The sequence below is a fragment of the Dactylosporangium sp. NBC_01737 genome, assembly GCF_035963215.1.
Classification (GTDB): Bacteria; Actinomycetota; Actinomycetes; order Mycobacteriales; family Micromonosporaceae; genus Dactylosporangium.
In genome coordinates, this window is the sequence record NZ_CP109153.1 from 5,650,244 (window position 1) to 5,670,249 (window position 20,006).

16 protein-coding genes are annotated in these 20,006 nt (G+C 72.6%); 9 read left to right on the forward strand and 7 right to left on the reverse strand.

Features of this window, described 5'->3' with window-relative positions; all coding sequences use genetic code 11:
- Positions 1-2: 2 nt before the first annotated feature.
- The 3 genes from OHA72_RS25510 to OHA72_RS25520 all read right to left on the reverse strand — a co-directional run bounded on the left by OHA72_RS25510 (position 3) and on the right by OHA72_RS25520 (position 5,746).
- The gene (locus OHA72_RS25510; RefSeq protein ID WP_327010313.1) at positions 3-1,091 is read right to left on the reverse strand and encodes a LacI family DNA-binding transcriptional regulator; all 1,089 of its coding nucleotides are present in this window, start codon (positions 1,089-1,091) and stop codon (positions 3-5) included.
- Between the two features lie 76 nt (positions 1,092-1,167).
- Complete coding sequence (locus OHA72_RS25515) at positions 1,168-4,461, reverse strand: ThuA domain-containing protein (protein ID WP_327010314.1); 3,294 nt, start codon at positions 4,459-4,461, stop codon at positions 1,168-1,170.
- A gap of 169 nt (positions 4,462-4,630) precedes the next feature.
- Positions 4,631-5,746, reverse strand: a complete 1,116-nt coding sequence (locus OHA72_RS25520; RefSeq protein WP_327010315.1) for a sugar phosphate isomerase/epimerase family protein — start codon at positions 5,744-5,746, stop codon at positions 4,631-4,633.
- A 51-nt stretch (positions 5,747-5,797) separates the two neighbouring features.
- Between OHA72_RS25520 and OHA72_RS25525 the strand changes: the two genes are divergently transcribed.
- On the forward strand, positions 5,798-6,247 hold the full coding sequence (locus OHA72_RS25525) for a TetR family transcriptional regulator C-terminal domain-containing protein (protein ID WP_327010316.1): 450 nt from the start codon (positions 5,798-5,800) through the stop codon (positions 6,245-6,247).
- A 423-nt stretch (positions 6,248-6,670) separates the two neighbouring features.
- Positions 6,671-8,041 (forward strand): condensation domain-containing protein, encoded by a 1,371-nt coding sequence (locus OHA72_RS25530; protein ID WP_327010317.1) that lies wholly within the window; start codon positions 6,671-6,673, stop codon positions 8,039-8,041.
- Positions 8,042-8,095: 54 nt separating this feature from the next.
- On the opposite strand, the gene OHA72_RS25535 is transcribed toward OHA72_RS25530, so the two are convergent.
- Complete coding sequence (locus OHA72_RS25535) at positions 8,096-9,769, reverse strand: hypothetical protein (RefSeq protein ID WP_327010318.1); 1,674 nt, start codon at positions 9,767-9,769, stop codon at positions 8,096-8,098.
- A 107-nt stretch (positions 9,770-9,876) separates the two neighbouring features.
- Between OHA72_RS25535 and OHA72_RS25540 the strand changes: the two genes are divergently transcribed.
- The 4 genes from OHA72_RS25540 (at position 9,877) to OHA72_RS25555 (ending at position 14,680) form a co-directional block, all read left to right on the forward strand.
- Entirely contained in the window at positions 9,877-11,529 is a 1,653-nt protein-coding gene (locus tag OHA72_RS25540; RefSeq protein ID WP_327010319.1) for a methyl-accepting chemotaxis protein, read from the forward strand.
- A 276-nt stretch (positions 11,530-11,805) separates the two neighbouring features.
- Positions 11,806-12,138, forward strand: a complete 333-nt coding sequence (locus tag OHA72_RS25545) for a PadR family transcriptional regulator (protein WP_327010320.1) — start codon at positions 11,806-11,808, stop codon at positions 12,136-12,138.
- Positions 12,138-13,052, forward strand: coding sequence for a hypothetical protein (locus tag OHA72_RS25550; RefSeq protein ID WP_327010321.1), 915 nt, complete (start codon positions 12,138-12,140; stop codon positions 13,050-13,052). The genes OHA72_RS25545 and OHA72_RS25550 overlap by 1 nt, the downstream gene beginning before the upstream one ends.
- A 377-nt stretch (positions 13,053-13,429) precedes the next feature.
- Positions 13,430-14,680 (forward strand): family 16 glycosylhydrolase, encoded by a 1,251-nt coding sequence (locus tag OHA72_RS25555; RefSeq protein ID WP_327010322.1) that lies wholly within the window; start codon positions 13,430-13,432, stop codon positions 14,678-14,680.
- Positions 14,681-14,692: 12 nt separating this feature from the next.
- On the opposite strand, the gene OHA72_RS25560 is transcribed toward OHA72_RS25555, so the two are convergent.
- Entirely contained in the window at positions 14,693-15,271 is a 579-nt protein-coding gene (locus OHA72_RS25560) for a helix-turn-helix domain-containing protein (RefSeq protein WP_327010323.1), read from the reverse strand.
- Positions 15,223-15,918, reverse strand: a complete 696-nt coding sequence (locus OHA72_RS25565) for a hypothetical protein (protein WP_327010324.1) — start codon at positions 15,916-15,918, stop codon at positions 15,223-15,225. The genes OHA72_RS25560 and OHA72_RS25565 overlap by 49 nt, the downstream gene beginning before the upstream one ends.
- Positions 15,919-15,983: 65 nt before the next feature.
- On the opposite strand from OHA72_RS25565, the gene OHA72_RS25570 reads away from it, so the two are divergent.
- From OHA72_RS25570 to OHA72_RS25580, 3 genes are all read left to right on the forward strand, one after another.
- The gene (locus OHA72_RS25570; protein ID WP_327010325.1) at positions 15,984-17,474 is read left to right on the forward strand and encodes a flavin-containing monooxygenase; all 1,491 of its coding nucleotides are present in this window, start codon (positions 15,984-15,986) and stop codon (positions 17,472-17,474) included.
- A 76-nt stretch (positions 17,475-17,550) separates the two neighbouring features.
- On the forward strand, positions 17,551-18,456 hold the full coding sequence (locus OHA72_RS25575) for an alpha/beta fold hydrolase (RefSeq protein WP_327010326.1): 906 nt from the start codon (positions 17,551-17,553) through the stop codon (positions 18,454-18,456).
- Entirely contained in the window at positions 18,453-19,334 is an 882-nt protein-coding gene (locus OHA72_RS25580; RefSeq protein ID WP_327010327.1) for an SDR family NAD(P)-dependent oxidoreductase, read from the forward strand. Before OHA72_RS25575 ends, OHA72_RS25580 begins: the two co-directional genes overlap by 4 nt.
- Here OHA72_RS25580 and OHA72_RS25585 read toward each other — a convergent pair.
- Complete coding sequence (locus OHA72_RS25585; protein WP_327010328.1) at positions 19,312-19,905, reverse strand: TetR/AcrR family transcriptional regulator; 594 nt, start codon at positions 19,903-19,905, stop codon at positions 19,312-19,314. The two genes, OHA72_RS25580 and OHA72_RS25585, sit on opposite strands and share 23 nt — an antisense overlap.
- Positions 19,906-20,006 lie beyond the last annotated feature (101 nt).

Sequence of the window (20,006 nt, forward strand, 5' to 3'; positions counted from 1 at the left end):
AGTCAGCGCCGCCGCGGGCCGGATCGGGTGTTCCGGGCCGCGGCGGCGCTGTCGCGCACCGTCAGCGCCGGCGGCAGCAGCGTCGCTTCCGGCACCGCCCGGCCGTCGAGCTTCGCCATGAGCAGGTCGACCGCGCGCCGCCCGACCTCCTCCGCCGGGATGCTCACCGACGTGAGCCGCGGCTTGCCGCGCTCGGCGACCTCATCGGGGCAGATCGCCACCACCGACACGTCCCGCGGCACCCGCAGGCCCAGCGCGGCGAACGCGTCCAGCAGCGGCGGCACCGTCGGCTCGTTGTGCACGACCACACCGGTGAGGTCCGGGTGGTCGCGCAGCAGGCCCGTCGCCATCGCCAGGACCGCGTCCGGGGTCGGCTCGCACGGCACGGTCGTGCCCCGCAGCCCCCGCCGGCGCAGCGCCTCGTCGAACCCGGCGGCGGTGCGGCTGGCGAAGCCGAGCTCCCGCTCGTACACCTGCGGGGGTGAGCCGACCAGCGCGACGCACGTGTGGCCGAGGTCCGCGAGATGGTCGACGCAGGCCGCGCCGGCCGCCGCGAAGTCCAGGTCGATGCAGGTCAGCCCGCTCGCGTCGGCGGGGAAGCCGATGAGCACCGACGGCCGGCCGAGGCTGCGCAGGCGGGGCAGCCGCCGGTCGTGCAGCTCGACGTCCATCACGATGAGCGCGTCGGCCAGGGAGCTGGCGGCGACCCGCTCCAGGCCCTGCTCGCCCTCGTCCTGGGTCAGCAGCAGCACGTCGTGGTCGAAGCGACGCGCCGCGGTCACCACCGAGATGACGAACTGCATCAGCACCGGCACGTACAGCCCGGTGTACAGCGGCATGATGAGCGCGATGACGTTGGACCGGTTGCTGGCCAGTGCGCGGGCGCCGGCGTGCGGGTGGTAGCCGAGGACCTCGACCGCGGCGAGCACCCGCTGGCGGGTCTCCTCCGAGATCGTCCGTTTGCCGCTCAGGACATAGGAGACGGTGCTCGGGGACACCCCCGCCTGCCGTGCCACGTCACCGATCGTCGCCATGCCACCCTGCCCGTCGCCGTGCCTGCCGCCGTGGCCGGCCAACGATGTCCGGGCCACGGTCACGACAGTATGCGACGGCGGCGGCGCCGCGCTCCCGTGGACAGGAGCGCGACGCCGCCGTGGGCGCGGGCGGTCAGGGGCCGAACTCGACCCAGTTGAGGTTGACCAGACCCGTCGTGGGTCCACCCGGGACCGCGGCGAACGCCAGGTACAGCCGGTGCGGCCCGGCCGGCTGGCTGACCGGGACCGCGGTGCTGGTCCAGGCGTTGTTGCCGGTGGTGGCGTTCAGCGTGGCGGTCGCCACGACCGGGCCGGTCGGCGAGTCGAGCCGCAGCTCGACCGTGGCGCGGGCGGTGCCGGCGGTGGCCGCCGAGCCACCCGAGTGCCGCAGCGTGACGGTGCCGATGCCGCCGAGGCTGATCGGGTCGAACCCGACGTGGTCGCCGGGGTCGATGCCGGTGAGGTGCTGCCCGCCGCCGGTGTCGCCGGTGACGGTGGCCTCGACGCCCTGCTTGAACTGGGCGTTCTCGGCCTGCTGGCGGGGCACCTGGATGATGGCCTGCCCGACCGTGGTCAGCGCCGGCTGACCGTTGGCGCCGAGGTCGGTGTAGCTGGCGCTGATCCCGCCGTACAGGTAGCCGCCGGCGTGGTCGGCGCCGTCCGCGGGGGTCGGCAGCACGCCCGTGCAGCCGGTCGTGGACGCGTCGCCGTGGCCGTGACTGTCGTGGCCGAGCACGAAACTTACCGTCACCCGCGAACAGTCGACGGGTCCGTCCTCGGGGTCGGTGACGGTCACCGTGAACGGCACGGCGTCACCCCAGTTGAAGAACGAGCCCGCGACCGGTGCCACGACGGTCACGGCCGGCGCGGTGTTGCCGACGGTGATGGTGCGGGTGAGCACGGCCGTCTTGCCGCTGGAGTCGGTCACGGTGAGCTTCGCCGTGGAGACGCCGTTGGTGGTGTACGTGTAGGACGGCGAAGGGTCGGCCGAGTCGACGGTGCCGTCGCTGGTGAAGTCCCAGGCGAACGAGATGGACTCGCCCGGGTCCGGGTCCCGTGAGCCGCTGGCGTCGAACTGCACGGTCAGCGGTGCCTGCCCCGACGTCGGTGTCGCGGTGAGGGAGGCGATCGGTGAGCGGGTGCCCTTGACGTACCGGATGACGGACAGCTGCGCGTCGGGGTTGGCGCGGAAGAAGCCGTCGCCGTACTCCAGCATGTACAGGTTGCCCTCGGGGCCGAACTGCAGCTCCATCGGGTTGTCGGCGATGAGGCCGGGCAGGAACTGCTCGACGCCGACGAGGTTGCCGCGGCCGTCGGTGCGCATCATGAACAGCTTGTCGCGGGTGAACTCGCCGAAGACGACGGCGTTGTCGTAGTACTCGGGGAACTTCGTCTGGGAGTCCAGGCGCTTGTCGTAGTTGTAGATCGGGCCGCCGTGCGGGCCGACGCCGCCGACGCCGATGACGGGCCACTTGAAGTCGCACGTCGTCGGCGGCGTCTGCAGGTATGCGCCGGGGCACGGGGTACGGGCCTCGTAGGTGTACCAGAAGTCGGGCTGGGCGACGCGGGGCAGCGTGGCGCGGCCGGTGTTGCGCGGTGAGTTGTTCACCGGTGCGGCGCAGTTGAACGCCTGCCCGGAGGTGCGGGTGACGAAGTCGAAGTCGATGTAGGGCAGGTCGGGGGAGAAGCAGTACGGCCAGCCGTAGTTGCCGGGCTTGTCGGTGGCGAACCAGCGGCCGGCGCCCTCGGGGCCGCGGGCCGGGTTGGAGACGCGGGAGTCGGGGGAGTAGTCGCCGACGTAGACGGTGCCGCGGGCGTCGACGTCGAACCGGAACGGGTTGCGCAGCCCCATCAGGAAGATCTCCGGCCGGGTCAGCCCGTCCCTGTCGTCGCGTTCGTCGAAGAGGTTGCCGTTCGGGATGGTGTACGTCCCGCCGGCCTTGACCTTGATACGCAGCAGCTTGCCGCGCAGGTCGTTGGTGTTGCCGGCGGAGCGCTGCGCGTCGTAGCCGGGCCCCTGGGTCGGCGACTCGTTGATGGGGGTGTAGTTGTCGGAGCCGCCCGCGTTCGTGTCGTCGCCGGTGACCAGGTACAGCAGGCCCTGGCCGTCGAACTTCACCTTGCCGGCGACGTGGCAGCAGATGCCGCGGTCCACGTCGACGCGCAGGATCTGCTGTTCGGTGCTCATGTCCAGCCGCGGGGCCGGCCCGTCGACGAACTTGACCCGGGACAGCTGGTTGTAGCCCTTGAACTTGTCCCACACGGTCGGGTCGGTGCTGGTGGTGGGCGCGTCGCCCTCGTTGACGCCGGGGGTGGCCGGGTCGTCGACGGGGGTGTTCAGCGGCGGGGCGTAGTACAGGTAGACCCACTTGTTCGTGGCGAAGTCGCGGTCGATCGTGAGGGTCTGCAGGCCGTCCTCGTCGTGCTGGTACACCGGGATGGTGGTGATGACGGGGCTGGCGCCGGACGCCGGGTCGTAGAGGCGGACCTCGCCGCCGCGGGTGTTGTGCAGGACCCGCCCGTCGGGCAGGACGGCGAGGGACATCGGCTCGCCGGGTTCGTCGTTGAGGGTGACCTTCTCGTAGTTGCCGATGACGGTCGCGCCGCAGTCGCCCTCGACCACGCCGGCGGCCCAGGCGATGCCGCCGAGCAGGTGCCGCTGGACGCTCTGGCTGCGGTAGGAGCTGCCGGAGTGTCCGAGGCCGGTGTACCAGGACCGGCCGCCCTGGAAGTCACCGCACCACGCGATGGGGTGGTCGGTGAAGTCCGGCTCGTCGAGCGTGGCGAGCACGTGCGACGTGCCGCGCACGTTGGCGGTGAAGTCGTACCACTCCTCCGTCAGCGTCAGGTTCCTGGGCATCGTCTCGGTCGACGGGTGGGCCCGGTCCGCGACGCTGATCCGCCCCGGACCGACCGGGGACGCGGCGGCGACCTTGGCGCCGACCAGGGTCTGGTAGAAGGGCCAGTCGGGTTCGGTCTCGGCGGCGGCGTGAACGCCGACGTAGCCGCCGCCGGCGGTCATGTAGCCCTCGAACGCGGTCTGCTGCGCCGCGTCGAGGACGTCGCCGGTGGTGTTGAGGAAGACGACCGCGCGGTAGCGGGCCAGGTTCGCGGCGGTGAACGCGCGGGCGTCCTGGGTCACGGTCACGGTGAAACCGTTGCCGCGGGCGAGTTGCTGGATGGTGTTGACACCGTCCTGAATGGACGGACGGCGCACGCCGGCGGTCTTGGTGAAGACGAGCACCTTGTAGCTGCCGGGGCGGCGGGCGTCGGAGCGCAGCGCGGCCGGGCCGTTCTCCTGCGCGATGAGGGTGTCGGCGGGTTCGATCGGCGGGGCGGCGGCCGCCGGGGACTGCAGGGCTCCCTGGGCGAGGAGGACGGCGGCGGCGAGGACGGCGGGCCAGCGAGGTCGTGACGACTGGGTCATGGGCTTCTCCGGTGCCGGGCAGGCATGCGCCATCGACAGGTGGCGCGTCGGGGGGCGCGAGCCTGCGGGAGGGGTGGATCAGGTGTGGGGTGGGCGGCCCGGCGCCGACACGGGCCGCCCGGTGCTTCCCGGCGCCGAGGCAGGGTGGACGGCGGCGCCGGCGGGACGCTCAGCGCTGCTTGTAGATGGTCAGCTCGGAGAGGTTGGCGTAGCTCAGGTTGGCGAAGTCCAGGGACTGCGCGGGCAGCGCGGCACCGCCGGGCGCGGTGTCCTGCTCCCAGTTGGCGTGGTGGAAGTCCTGCTCGCCGATGGTCTGGAAGAACTGCTGGAAGTTGATGTCGCCCTCGCCGAGCGGGGTCATCTCGTAGCCGTTGGGCAGCGTGGTGTTCTTGTTGCCGTCCTTGGCGTGGAAGAGCGGGAAGCGTTTCGTGCGCTCGGCCACGGTGAGGATCAGGTCGAAGAGGTCGGTCTGCTCCCGCCCGGAGCGGTCGACGTACTTCTGGTGCTTGTACCGGGCCACGTACGCCCAGTAGATGTCGAGCTCGAAGAACACGTACCTGGGGTCGGTCCTGTCGAAGAAGTACTCCAGGCGGCGCCGCCCGGACGAGCGGGTGGGCTTGCCGGCGGCGTCGAGGGGTCCGCTGTCGAGCAGGAAGCTGTAGGCGGCGTCGTGGTCGTGGGTGTACAGCCGCATGCCGCGGGCCTGGGCCTGCCGGCCGAGGTCGTTCCAGAGGTCGGCGGCGGCGTCCCAGTCCGAGGTGTAGTTGCTGTTGCTGGGGTCGTTGCCGGTGCCGATGTTCTTCATGCCGAGGGTCTGGGCGATGTCCAGCTGCTGCTGGAAGGTGGCCGCGTTGATCTGCGTGTGGGTGCCGTTGGCGACCAGCCCGTTGTCGTCGAGGATCTTGCGGATCTCCGCCGGGGTGATCTGCCGGCCGAGGATCGCGGTGCTCTGGTTGTACCCGGCGAACTCGATCTCCTTGTAGCCGATCTCCGCCAGCCGGGCCAGGACCCGCTCGAAGCCGTACGGCACGCCGCTGTCGTCCGGCGCCGCGCTGATGCGGTCCCGGACGCTGTACAGGATGATCCCGCGGTTCTTCGCGGGCACCAGCGGTTCGACCTTGAGCCGGCCGCCCTTGCCGCCGTTGCCGCCCTTGTCGTCGTTGTGGGCGAGGGCCGGGGTGCCGGTGGCCAGGATCGGCACGCCCGCGGCGGTGAGCACCGCGGCCGCCGCGGCCGACCGGCTGAGCAGCCGGCGCCGGGTCAGGTTGACGGGTTCTCGATGCATCGGTGAATCCACTTCCGGGCAGCACGAGGCCGCCCACGTCTCGGTGTGAGGATGCGAGTCAAGGAGCACCTGCTGATGGCGGTCCTGGAGCAGCGCGACCGGGAGGGCACCCGCCGGCTCAACGAGAGCTCCTGGAGCGACGGCGGCGGCGCGGCACTCGACGCGCTGCGCGAGCTGGTCGAGCACAACGGCACCACCCCTGAGCTGGTGCAGATGTTCACGGTCCTCGTCGGGGAGAGCGTGGCCGCCGACCATCCCGCCCGCGCCTTCTTCGCCGACCGGTACGAGACCCTGCGGTACCGCACGACCCGGGCCATCCAGCGCGGCCAGGACAGCGGCGAGTTCCGCGCCGACGCCGATGCCGCCACCCTCGCCGCACTGGTCCTGGCGGTCATGGACGGGCTGCAGATCCAGTGGCTGCTCGACCCGGACCTCGACATGGCCACCCGGTTCGCCGTGTTCGTCGACATGATGAAGCGCTTTCTCGCCCCACCCGCGTAGGCATGTCCCTTTTCGCACCGTGGTGAGGAAATTTCCGGACCGGACCAAATTGACGACGGTTAACGCCTGCCATGCATTGGATTCAATGCATGAATCCCATTCACCCCTCCCTTGCCGGCACCCTCGACCGGACCACTTCCGGGTGCGATTTATCTGGACATTGAGTGCAATTGATGGCGGACCATCCCGTCCGCCCTTCCACGCCTGTCTCGGCAAACGCTAGGCTCCCGGGCATTGCCGGCCGTCCCGCATCCGTGCCCGCGGATCGACGGGCAACCATGTGAGAGGGGGGAATGACCATGAAGGCGGTCCGCTCGCTCTAAGAGACGCAGAAACTTCGATGCTGCGCCGGTGTCGTGCGGAAACGCGGCCGGCGCAGCTTTCTGGCCCGATTCGACGAAGGAACTGGAAATCCCTGTGACAATGCGCATCGCGGTTCCCTTCGAAGGGGAAGGCAGCGGGGTCGGGGAGCTGACCTGGGGACAGTTCGCCGCGTGGCGGTCGATGCAGGTCGTCGAGGCGACCGAATGGGCCGGCGGCACAATGCCCCTCGCCGACGGCACCACCGTCCGGGACGTGGTCGCCACGCTCGGGTTCATCATGAGCCGGCACCAGTCGCTGCGGACCCGCCTGCTCGCCGCCGGCGACGGGCCGCCGAAGCAGGTCCTCGCCGCGTCCGGCGCGATCACGCTCGAGGTCTACGACGACGACGGCGACCCCGAACGCCTCGCCGCCACGATCCGCGCCCGCTACGAGGCGCAACCGTGGGACCCGTACACCGACTGGCCGGTGCGGATGGCGGTGGTCGCCGACCCCGCCGACCCGGACCGGGCCCTGTGGTTCGTCGCCCTGTACTGCCACATGGTCATCGACGGCTACGGCTTCGAGGCGCTCATCGCCGACCTCGCCAACCTGGAGCCGGTCACCGGCCGCCACCTCGCCCCGGTCGGCGGCATCCAACCCCTCGACCTGGCCGCCGCCCAGCAGGAGCCCTCCGCGCTGCGGCAGCACACCGCGTCCCTGCGGTACTGGGAGCGGCACCTGCGCGCGATCGAACCCCGCCGCTTCCCGGCGCCGCTCACCCCGCGGCCGCAGCGATGGTGCGAGGCGACCCTCACCTCACCCGCGACGCACCTCGCGCTCGCCGCGGTGGCCGGGCGCACCAAGGTGCACACCGGCACGATCCTGCTCGCCGCGTACGCCGTGATGCTCGGCCGCCTGTCGGGCCAGCCGGTCGGCGCGTTCCGGATCGTCGTGAGCAACCGCTTCCGGCCCGGGTTCGCCGAGTCGGTCAGCAACCTGGCGCAGGCCGGGCTCGCTGTCATCGACACCGGCGGCTGCACGTTCGACGAGGCGGTCGCGCGGACCTTCAAGAGCCAGCTCACCGCCGGCATGTACGCCTACTACCACCCCCGCGACCTGTGGGCCCTGGTCGAGCGGGTCGGCGCCGAACGGGGCGTGGAGCTCGACACGGGCTGCTACTTCAACGACCGCCGCCGCTCCGCCGCGCAGGCGCCGGCCCTCGACGTGCCCGCACCCGAGCGGATCACCGCCGCGCTGCCGCATACCGCGCTGCGCTGGGGGCCGAGCTCCGACGAGTGGGATGCGACCTGCTTCCTGCACGTGGACGCCGCCGGCGACGCGGTCGACCTCACCTGGCGGGTCGACACGGCCGCGGTGTCCCCGCGGATGCTGGAGGCCTGCCTGCGTGGCATCGAGTCCCTGGTCGTGGACGCCGCCCTGGACCAGGCCGGGACCCGTCCCGCGGTGACCGCGGGCCGGCCGGGAGGCTGAGGGGCGCGGTCAGCGGCGGGTCCCGCGGGCCGGCCGGGAGGCTGAGGGTCGCGGTCAGCGGCGGGCGAGCCAGGCGCGGAGGTTGGCGACCCACAGGGCGACCGCGCCGGTGGCCAGCAGCGCCGCGACGGCAACCCGCCAGTGCTGCACGGCGGTCTCGACCAGGGCCCAGCCGGCGACCAGGACCACCGCGGTCATGACCCCGCGGCGCAGCAGGCGCAGCAGCCGGGAGCGGGCCGCGGCCTCCACCGCGACGAGCATGGCCAGCAGCGCGACGACGGACCAGAACACCCCGAGCGGCGGGTTGAGCACGATCAGCGCGGCGCCACCGAGCACCACCGACGCCGACGCCGCCGACCACAGCACCAGGAACCGGCGCCGCCTGGCGGCGGGCTGCGCCGCCAGGCGGTGGACCGGGTGCGCCGGCGGGGGCGGTGGCGGGTCGCCGTCGGCCAGCGCCACCCGCTCGGCCTGCAGCCGCTCCAGGTCCGGGTCGGCGCGCAGGTCCGCGGGGCGGCCGGCGGCCCTGGCCGCGGCCCGCCGCCGGCGGACCAGGCCGCGGTGCCGCGCGATGAGCGCCGTGACCTCGCGCAGGCGGGCTGCGGCGGCGCCGCCGGGGTCCGGTCCCTCGGCGTCCAGCCCGGCCCAGGTGACCGGGTACCCCCAGGAGGCCCGCACCGTCCCGTCCCGCTCGTACCGGGGACCGGCCGGCGCCCGTTCGCCGCCGAAGCGGTCCTCGGTGTCCAGGCCCCACAGCCCCCGGTAGTCGCGGACCCAGGGTGTGTCGTCGTCGATCAGGACCGGCGTCCACGCGTCCCGCTCGCCGGCGCCGATGCCCGGGCCGTCGCCGCGGTGGTAGTCCAGGAACGGCAGGCCGAAGCCCGGCCCGGCCGGCGCCGCCGAGCGCGGGGCGACCAGCCGCCGCGCCGCCCGCCACCAGGCGCCGGCGGTCTCCAGCCACGGCCAGCTGACGGTCGTGACGTAGTCGCCGGGCTGGTACGCGCCCGCGTGCGAGCCGCCGCCGGCGTAGACGACGGGATGCTCGCCGACGCGTTCGAGCTCCGGGTCGTCCCAGCGGCGGCGCAGCTCGGGGCCCAGCTTGTCGTGCGAGGAGAACACCACCCACGCGGGTGGTCCGCCGGGCTCCGCGACGAAGACCGTCACCTGCTCCCAGTCCGCCTCGTGGTCGTTGACGCCGCCGAACGTGGAGCGCCAGTCGTTCATGGCGTAGAAGAACCAGTACTGCATGACCAGGTAGCCGCCGTCGCGGGAGACCCGGCCGTAGTAGGGGCGGACCTCCGGCGACGGGCGCGCGGCGTGACGCACCTGCGCGGCGGCGCGGGTGCCGCCGGGCACCGTGCCGCGCACCAGCAGCGACATCCGCAGCGCCGCGTCGACGAGCCGGGCCGCCAGGCCGACGGCGGCGAGCCGGTCACCCGCCCGGAACGTGCCGGAACCCACCTCCCGGCGCCAGCGGCGGTACGCGGCCCCGCGCAGCGGCTGCTCCACGAACCGCAGATACAGCGGCTCGCCCCGCAGCCGGCGCCCGTGCTCGGCGAGCCGGTCCGGGTCCAGCTCGCCCGGCGGCACCAGACACCCGCTGCGCCCGCCGCGCCACAGGGACGCGGCCCGCAGGAACCCGTCGACGGGTGTGGGCAGGAACAGCTCGCCTGCCGTGTACCGGATCACGGGCTCGTAGCGGGTGAGCAGCCGCAGGTCGTCGGACACCCGGCTGGCTGTACCCAGGTGACCGGCCGGAAATCCTCAACGTCCCGCCGGTCGGGTCGATGCTCCGATCGGCCCCGTTTTCCGGTTTCCCGTGGCAAGGACGGCACATGAGCGCAAGCACTGCCCCCATCCAGGTGACGGTCCGTCGCGGTGCGCTGGTCGGCTGGATCGCCGACCGGTCCGTCGGGGCGAAGAACCTCATCGGCGTCGCGCTCGTCGCGCTGGTCGCGATCGGCGTCGGCATCCTGTCGATCACGAACATGTCGCAGCTCAACGACCGGCTCGGGCAGCTCAAGTCCCGGCACCTGGAGAGCGTCGAGCAGCTGGTGGTGATCCGGCAGGGTGTCAGCGAGAACTACCGGGGCCAGTCGCTGTTCGCGTGGTCGTCCTACGACAAGACGCTCGCCCCGCGGGCCCTGCAGGCGATCGACAGCGGCGACGGGATGATCGAGGACGCGATCGCGCAGTACCGGACCCGGCTGGCCGGCTCCGCCGCGCGCGAGGCCGCGCTGAACGACTTCGCGAAGGCGTGGACCGACTACAGCAACCTGCGCGACGTCGTCGTGTTCCAGAAGCCGCCCGCGGCCGGCACCACGGTCCCGACCGACCCGGCGGCCACCAATACCCTGTGGCAGAACCTCGAGGCGCAGATGAACGCCGCGCTGGGCAAGCTGCAGCAGCGGGAGGTCACGGAGTCCGCGGCGATGGCGAAGTCGGCCGCCGACGACTACGCGACCGCGCGGAACTGGACGATCGGCTCGCTCGTGGCCGGGCTGGGCCTGGCGCTGCTGCTGGCCCTCGCGATCGCGCGGCGGATGAACCAGCAGCTGCGCTCGGTCTCCGACACGCTGCGCGGCGTCGCCGACGGTGACCTGACCCTGCGCGCCGAGGTGTACGCCCGCGACGAGCTCGGATCGATGGCGGCCGCGATGAACCGCGCCAACGAGAGCGTCGGGCGCACCGTGCAGACGCTCGCCGCCGCGGCGAACACCCTCGGCGCGAGCACCGGCCGGCTGACCAGCGTCACGACCCGCATCGCGGACAGCGCCAAGGCGGCGGCCTCACGGGCGAACGTGGTGGCGGGCGACGCCGGTACCGTGTCGCACAACGTGCAGACGGTCGCGGCCGGCTCCGAGGAGATGGGCGCGTCCATCAGGGAGATCGCGCAGAACGCCAACGACGCCGCGCGGGTGGCCTCGGAGGCGGTCGGCGTGGCCGAGTCGACGAACCGCACGGTGTCGAAGCTCGGCGACTCCTCCGCGGAGATCGGCAACGTCGTCAAGGTGATCACCTCGATCGCCGAGCAGACCAACCTCCTGGCGCTCAACGCCACGATCGAGGCGGCCCGCGCAGGTGCGGCGGGCAAGGGTTTCGCGGTCGTGGCGAGCGAGGTGAAGGACCTCGCGCAGGAGACCGCGCGGGCGACCGAGGACATCTCCCGCCGGGTCGAGGCGATCCAGTCCGACACCGCCAACGCGGTCGGCGCGATCGGCGAGATCAGCCGGATCATCGCGCGGATCAACGACTACCAGCTGACCATCGCCTCGGCCGTCGAGGAGCAGACGGCGACGACGAGCGAGATGAGCCGCAGCGTCGGCGACGCCGCCCACGGCGCGGCGAACATCGCCGGGAACATCGCCGGGGTCGCCGACGCCGCGGACACCACGACGTCCACGCTGAGCGAGGTCGACGCGACGGTGGCCGAGCTCAACGGGCTCGCCTCCGACCTGCAGCTGGCCGTCGGCAGGTTCCGCATCTAGGGCGCTCACGCGGTCAGCTCGAACCGGCTGCCGGCGGCGTTGCGGCGCAACGCCGCCGGCAGGCCCGCGTGCCCGCACCCGGTCCGGATCGAAGGCATGTGCACGTCGGCACTGGTCCCGGCGCCGCCGGCGGAGGCGCGGGAGCGGATCCGCGCCGCCCTTCGACCGCCTCGCACCGGCCCACGCACGCGACGACGCCCGTGGCTGCTGCCAATCGCCGTAAGGCCGGCCGCCGCCATCCACCATTGCTGTGTGGCGCATGGTACTGTGCAGCGCATGGTAAGTGGTGGCGACAAGCTCGAGCAGGAGCTGCGCCGCGGGGTCGTGGTCCTCGCGGTGCTGTCGCAGCTGCGGACGCTGCGCTACGGCTATGAGCTGCGGCAGTCCCTGGTCGACCGGGGGCTGCCGATCGAGGAGGGCACGCTCTATCCACTGCTGCGCCGTCTGGAGGCGCAGGGCGTGCTGCGCAGCGAGTGGCGCACCGCGGACGGCCCGCCCCGGCGCTACTACGAGCTCAGTGCCGACGGCGCGAAGCTCTTCGAGAGCCTGACCGCCACGTGGCGGGGGCTCAACACGGCGATGGACCTCCTGCTGGAAGGTGAACGGTGATGACCGCCGACGAACTGATCGACAGCTACGTGGCCGACGTGGTCGGGCTCCTGCCCCGCGCGCAGCGCCGCGACGTGGCCCTGGAGCTGCGGATGCTGCTGAGCGAGGAGGTCGGCGCCGCGGCCGCCGGCAATGACCGCGCGGAGACGGCCCGGGAGATCCTGGCCGGGTTCGGGCGACCGGCGGAGGTGGCGGCGCGCTACGGCTCGCCGGTGACCCTCGTCGACCCGGCCGACACCCGCCGGTTCCTCACCCTCGCCGCGGGCGGCGCCGGGCTGGTCCTGTTCGGCGCCGTGCTGCAGGAGCTCATCGAGCGCGCCGCACCGCAGCGCGACCTGGAGCGGGCCGTGCAGCAGGCGCTCCCCGTCGTCTTCGCCTGGCTCGGCCTGCTCCTGGCGGGCTTCGCCGTCGCCGCGTGGGCCCGCCGGCGCCGGCCGGACGCCGGTTGGCGGCCGCGGCCGACGCCCACCGACCGGATCAACCGGCCCGGCCGGGCGGCCGGACTCGCCTTCTTCGTCCTCGGCACCCTCGTGCTGCTCGACCCCGCGAGGGTGATCTCCTCGCTCGCCGGGGAGCGCGCCGCGCCCGCGCTGCGGGAGGCGTTCGCCTACGACGAGGACTTCCTGCGGGTCCGCGGCCCGGTGCTGCTCACGCTGATGCTCACCGGCCTGGTCGTCCAGGCGGTCCTGGTGTGGCACGGCCGCTGGCTGCCACTGATCCACCACACCGACACGGTGCACGGCCTGATCACCTGCGCGGCACTCACCTGGGTCCTCGGCGCCGGTCCGGTCTTCACCGCGACCCAGACCGACCAGACGGCCAAGGGGTTCGTCGCCCTGATCGTGCTCGGCTCCGTCCTCGACCTCGCCGTCCGCGCCCGCCGCCACCACGTCCGCCAAGCCCTCCACCACTGAGCGCGAGCTTCAGGCACCCCGGCGCAGCGTCCTTCGGACGGGCCTGCCTCCGCGTCTCGCGCGAAGGGCAGGCGAATTGGACGACAGACCTGGTGTGCCGCGAACCTCGACCACCGGTCTTTCGATCGCCACGCGCATGCGTGTGAGTCGGCCGCGCCCTTCAGGGCGCAGGGCGTGCGACCAGCGGGAGCATTGGGGGTGTGGGGTGAGAATCCCCCACTGCTCTTCCGGCCGAAGGCCGCCGCGGAAGAAACAGCCCACTGAGAGCGCTCTCTTGACGGGGTGAGTTGCGACTTTGTAGGTTCGACAAAAGTCAATCTGTGAAGATTGCTTACGGTAACCGGACGGACACCGCCATGTCCTCGGGAGGTCGCCCAATGCAACTCCATGTCAAGGCTCGCACCATGCTCATGCTGGGTGCGACTGTGCTGACGTTCCTCACCGCCGTCGCGGTGCGGGACGCGGGAAACACCGCGGCCGAGGCCGCCATCGGAGGACTCACCTGGTCCGACGAGTTCGACGGCGCGGCCGGCAGCGCACCCAACGGCAGCAAGTGGAAGTACGACGTCGGCGGGGGTGGCTGGGGCAACAACGAGCAGCAGTACTACACGACCAGCACGAGCAACGCGGCGCTCAACGGCGCCGGCCAGCTCGTGATCACCGCCCGCCGGGAGAACCCGGCCAACTACCAGTGTCACTACGGCACGTGCCAGTACACCTCGGCCCGGCTGCTCACCGCGGACCGGTTCACCCAGGCGTACGGGCGCTTCGAGTCGCGCATGAAGATCCCGCGGGGGCAGGGCATCTGGCCGGCGTTCTGGATGCTCGGCGCCGACATCGGCAGCAACCCGTGGCCGAACAGCGGCGAGATCGACATCATGGAGAACATCGGCCGTGAGCCCAACCAGGTGCACGGCACCATCCACGGGCCGGGCTACTCCGGCGCCGAGGGCATCGGCGCGGGCTACACGATCGGCGCGCCGTTCGCCGACGCGTTCCACACGTTCGCGGTCGAGTGGGAGCCCAACGTCATCCGCTGGTACGTCGACGGCAACCTGTACCAGACCCGGACCCCCGCCGACCTCGGCGGTGACCGGTGGGTGTTCGACCACCCGTTCTTCATGCTGCTGAACCTCGCGGTCGGCGGCTACTGGCCGGGCTACCCCGACGGCACCACGCAGTTCCCGCAGACGCTGACGGTCGACTACGTGCGGGTGTACGCGTACACCAGCGGCGGTGGTGGCGGCAGCGCCGGACCGATCATCGGCAACGGCAGCAACCGGTGCATCGACGTGCCCAGCTCCAACGCGGCCGACGGCAACCGGCTGCAGATCTGGGACTGCAACGGCACCGGGGCGCAGCAGTGGACGTTCAACAGTGACGGCTCGGTGCGGGCGCTCGGCAAGTGCATGGACGTGTCCGGCGGCTCCACCGCTGACGGCGCGGTCGTGCAACTGTGGACCTGCAACGGCACCGGCGCCCAGAAGTTCACCCTCAGCGGGGCGGGCGACCTGGTGAACATCCAGGCCAACAAGTGCGTCGACGTGCAGAACGTGGCCACCGCCAACGGCTCGAAGCTGCACATCTGGACGTGCAACGGCGCCAGCAACCAGAAGTGGCACCGCTGATGTAAACCCGCGTCAGGTTCGACGCCACCGCAGCACCTCCAGGGCCGCGCCGACGGCGACCACGTTCTCCGCCAGGGGACGGGGGAGCAGCTCGTCGGCGCGGGCCAGGCGGCGCAGCACCGTGTTGCGATGGGTGTAGAGCCGTTCCGCGGTGCGGGTGGTGCTGCACTGCTCGCGCACGTAGGTCAGCACGGTCAGCTGCGTGGCCGTGTCGGCGTGCAGCAGGTCGCCGAGGGTGTCGGCGAGGAACTCCTCGGCCTGGGTCGGATCCGCGGTGAGCAGCGCGACCAGCTGCACGTCCTCGTACCGGGCGACCTGCTGCGGTGACGTGAGCCGGGTCAGCATCCGCTGCGCCTCCGCCGCGTCGAGGTGGCTGCGGCGGAAGCCGTCCACGTCGGCGCCGGGCCGGCCGATGGCGACCCTGACCTCAGGATGGCCGGCGAGGTCCTTGAGCACCGGCGCGGTGCCGGCGGGGAACCACACCCACAGCGCGGCGGCGCCGGCGACGACCGTCAGGCGGTGCGTGGCGCCGGCGGCGCGCATCACCGCCTCCGCGGCGCCCTCCAGGTCCCCGGTCGCCGCACCCGCCACGCTCCCACGATCGCGGCCGTGTGCGGCCCGGCGAGGCCGTAGCCGAGCTGCGCCTCGGCCCTGGCCCGGCCGATCGGCGCACCCTCCAGCAGCAGCGTCACCGCCGCCCGGCGCTCCGCCGACGCGCCCCGGGTCAGCTCGGCGCGCTCCGCCTCCATCCGCTGGGACACCGCCGCGACGGTGTCGTCGATGAACGTCGCGATCGACAGCGCCGAGGCGTCCAGCAGCTCGCGCAGCAGCACCGGATCCGAGGTCAGGTCGAAGCAGATCTCCATCCACCGGCGCCAAGCGACGCTCTGCGCCGTGCGGTACGCGTCGAGGCCGCGCTCGTCGAGGCCGCGGCGCACCATGTCCCGGGCCGCGTCCAGGGCCTCCGCGCCGGTGTTGGCGGGGACGCGGCGGCCCGGGTACCGGACGTTCTGCGCCGCCCAGTGCAGCAGGTTGGCGAGGTTGGCCCGCTTCGTCGTCTCCGCGAGGGCCGGGTCCGCGGCGACCGGCCGCATCCGGTCGCCGCCGAGGGCCGCCGCGTGCAGCTCCTCGATCCACTCCGCGCGCGGGTCGAGGGCGATCTCGGCGCCGCGCCGGAACAGCTCGGCGACCTGGGGCGAGATCCGCGGCCACCGCGGCTGCGCAGCACTGTGCACCATGCGGCGAGTATTTCGGTGCAGATTGCGCTAGCGCAAGGCGGTGGTCGTGGCGCATCGTCGTGCTCATGAGCACCGTGCCGGCAGCTGGGGAGCACCTCGACGTCCTGATCGTCGGTGCCGGCATCTCCGGCATCGGCGCGGGCCGCTACCTGCGCACGGAGCTGCCGGACAGGACCTTCGCGATCCTGGAGGCCCGCGCCGCCTCCGGCGGGACCTGGGACCTGTTCCGCTACCCCGGCATCCGCTCGGACTCGGACCTGCACACATTCGGCTACGAGTTCAAGCCGTGGCGGGACGAGGAGTCCATCGCCGACGCGCCCCGGATCCTGCGGTACCTGCGGGAGACGGCCACCGAGAACGGCCTCGACGAGCACATCCGCTACCACCACCGGGTGGTGTCGGCGTCGTGGTCGAGCGACGAGGCCCGCTGGAACGTCGAGGTCGACCGCGCCGACACCGGTGAGCGGGTCCGGCTCAGCGCCGGCTGGCTGTTCTGCGCCGGCGGCTACTACCGCTACGACGAGGGCTTCACCCCGCGGTTCGAGGGCCGGGAACGCTTCGCCGGCCCGATCGTGCACCCGCAGCAGTGGCCCGGGGACCTCGACTACGCCGGCAAGCGGGTGCTCATCATCGGCAGCGGCGCCACCGCGGTCACGCTCGTCCCGGCCCTGGCGCGTACCGCCGCGCACGTGACGATGCTGCAGCGCACGCCGTCCTACGTGATGCCGGTGGCGAAACGGGACCCGGTCGCCAACGCGCTGCGGCGATGGCTGGGCGAGGAGCGCGGCTACCGGGCGGCGCGGCGCAAGAACATCGCCCAGCAGCGCGCCGTGTGGCGGTTCTGCCAGCGGTTCCCGAAGACGGCGCGCCGGCTGATCCGGTGGGTCAACACGAAACAGCTGCCGGCCGGGTATCCCGTCGACGAGCACTTCAACCCGCCCTACGGCCCGTGGGACCAGCGGCTGTGCGCGGTGCCCGACGGGGACCTGTTCAAGGCCATCCGCCGGGGTACCGCCGACGTCGTCACCGACCGGATCGCGACCTTCACCGAACGGGGCGTGCTGCTGGCCTCCGGGCGGGAGCTGGAGGCGGACGTCATCGTCACCGCCACCGGGCTCAACGTCCAGGCCCTCGCCGGGCTGGCCCTGAGCGTCGACGGCCGCCCGGTACGCCTGAACGAGACCGTCGCGTACAAGGGCATGATGCTGTCCGGCGTGCCGAACCTCGCCTTCGCGATCGGCTACACCAACTCGTCGTGGACGCTGAAGGTCGGCCTGCTCTGCGAGCACTTCTGCCGGCTCCTGGCGCACATGGACGCCACCGGCACCGCCGTCTGCCGCCCCGAGGTCAGCGACCCCGCGATGCCGACCCGCCCCTTCCTCGACTTCGCCGCCGGCTACATCCAGCGCGTCGTCGACCAGCTGCCCAGGCAAGGAGACCGGATGCCCTGGCTCACCTCGATGGACTACCACTCCGACGTCAAGCTCCTGCGGACCGGCCGCGTCGCCGACCCGGAGCTGCGCTTGGAGCGGGCCCCGGCGGGGGTGACGGCATGACCGGCCAGCGAAGCGGCTCGGGCCGGTCATCAGCAGCGCAGTCCTGGGTCACGCGCCCGGAACGAAGTGAGGACGCATGACCGACGACCAGTTCGTGCAGCTGCCGGACGGCCGGCCGCGCATCTGCTACCGCGTCGACGGGCCCGCCGACGGCGCCCCGCTGCTGCTCGTCGCGGGGCTCGGCCTCGACCTGACCTCGTGGCCGCAGCGGATGCTCGACGGGTTCACCGCGCAGGGCCTGCGGGTCATCCGGCTGGACAACCGCGACGCCGGCCGCTCCTCCCGGGTCGCGGCCAGGCCGCCCGGCACCCTGCGGCAGCTGTTCGCGCGGCCGGTGCCCGGCGCGTACGACCTCGCCGACATGGCCGACGACGCGCACGGCCTCCTGGAGCACCTCGGCGTCGGGCGGGTCCACCTGGCCGGGATGTCGATGGGCGGGATGATCGCCCAGACCCTCGCAGCCCGCCACCCCGACCGGGTCGCCACCCTCACGTCCATCTTCTCCACCACCGGCGACCGGCGGGTCGGGCAGCCGGCCCGTTCGACGCTGGTACGGATGGCGAAACGACCCGCACGCACCGTGGAGGAGTCCGTCGCCCGGCACCTGTCGCTGCTGCGGCACATCGGCTCGACGGACTTCCCGCCGGACGAGGCCTTCGAACGGGCCTGGGTCGCGCAGCTGTGGGACCGCGGGTCCGGCCGGCCGAACCACGCCGGCGTCGCCCGCCAGATCGGCGCCATCCAGGCGTCGGGGGACCGCACCGCGCAGCTGCGCACGATCGCCGCGCCGACGCTCGTCATCCACGGCGACGCCGACCGCATGGTCCACCCCAGCGGCGGGCGGGCCACCGCCGCCGCGATCCCGGGCGCCCGGCACGTCGAGATCACCGGCATGCGCCACCACCTCGCACCCGGCGTCCAGGACCGCATCGTCACGCTCACCACCGGGCACATCGCGGCCGGCGCGGGGGTGCCGGAGTGAGCAGTGTCCGGGGCAAGGTCGCCGTCGTCACCGGCGCCGGCTCCGGCATCGGCCGGCAGCTGGCCGTCGAGCTGGCCCGGCGCGGGGCGCGGCTGGCCGTCAGCGACGTCGATCCGGCCGGGCTCGCCGGGACCGTCTCGCAGGTGCTCGGCCTCGGCGTCTCCGGCGATGCCGTGCACGCGGCGCCGCTGGACGTCAGTGACCGGCCCGCCGTGGAGGCGTACGCGGCCACGGTCGCCGCACATTTCGGTGTGGTGCACCAGGTGTACAACAACGCCGGTGTCGCGGGCGGCGGGCGCAGCGTGCTGGACAACGACTGGGCGGACTACGAGCGGACCCTCGCGGTGAACCTGTTCGGCGTCATCCACGGCACGAAGGCGTTCCTGCCGCACCTGATCGCGTCCGGCGACGGGCACGTCGTCAACGTCTCCAGCCTCAACGGCATCATGGCCCAGCCCTCGCTCAGCGACTACTGCGCGGCGAAGTTCGGCGTGCGCGGCTTCAGCGAGGCGCTGCGCGGGGAGCTCCTCGTCGCGGGGCACCCGGTGCGGGTCAGCATCGTGCATCCGGGCGGTGTGCGTACCAACATCGCCACCGCCGCCCTCGATCAAGCCCGGCGGCAGGGTCTTGCGGTGACGGCCCGGGACGAGGCGCGGACCCGGCTCTACAACGAGAAGCTGCTGAAGATGCCCGCGGACCGGGCGGCCCGCATCATCGTCGGCGGGGTCGAGGCGGGCCGGCCGCGCATCCTGGTCGGCGGTGACGCGAAGGCCGTGGACCTGCTGGTGCGGTTGCTGCCGCGGTGGTACCCGCACTTCGCCGTCCGGCTCGAGAAGAAGCTCTTCGGCACGGGGGTCACGGCCGCAGCAGTGCGGTGAACATGTCGCGCAGCGGCCCGGCCAGGTCCTCCTGACCGGCCGACGCCAGGGGCTCCATGGCCGTCGAGGAGCGCACCAGCGCGATCCCGATCGCCGAGGCAAGGGTGATCTGGGCGCGCAGCATGCGCCCCTCGGCGTCCGTGTCGCCGGGCCGCCAGCCGGCGGCGGTGGCCAGCCGGTCGGCGAAGGTGTGCAGGATGTCGGCCCGGATCCGCTCGGCCCGCTCGTCGCCGGAGGAGCGCAACAGCAGCAGCAGCTGGTTGCGGTACTGCGCGGCGTGCGGGCCGGCCAGCCTGGCCGCGATGTCGTGCGGGATCCGCTCCAGCGTCACGTCTTCGCTGGCCTCGCGCCCGAGCTCGTCGCCGACGCCCGCCAGGCACGCCTCGAACAGGCCCTCCTTCGACGTGAAGTAGCGGTTGATGAGGGCGACGTTGACCCCGGCGTCGGTGGCGATGTCGCGCACCGTGGCGGCCGTGTACCCGTCGGCGGCGAAGCGGCGCCTGGCCGCCTCCAGCAGCAACCGCCGGGTGCCGGCCGCATCCCTGCGCCGCGGCCCGGTCTGTGTCGTCATGGCCACCAGGGTAGCGGTGCCCCGATGTGACGTAAACGATTGTTGACTTATCCCCCGGGGCGGCCTTCTACTGGCTAAGTCAGCAATCGTTTACATACCTG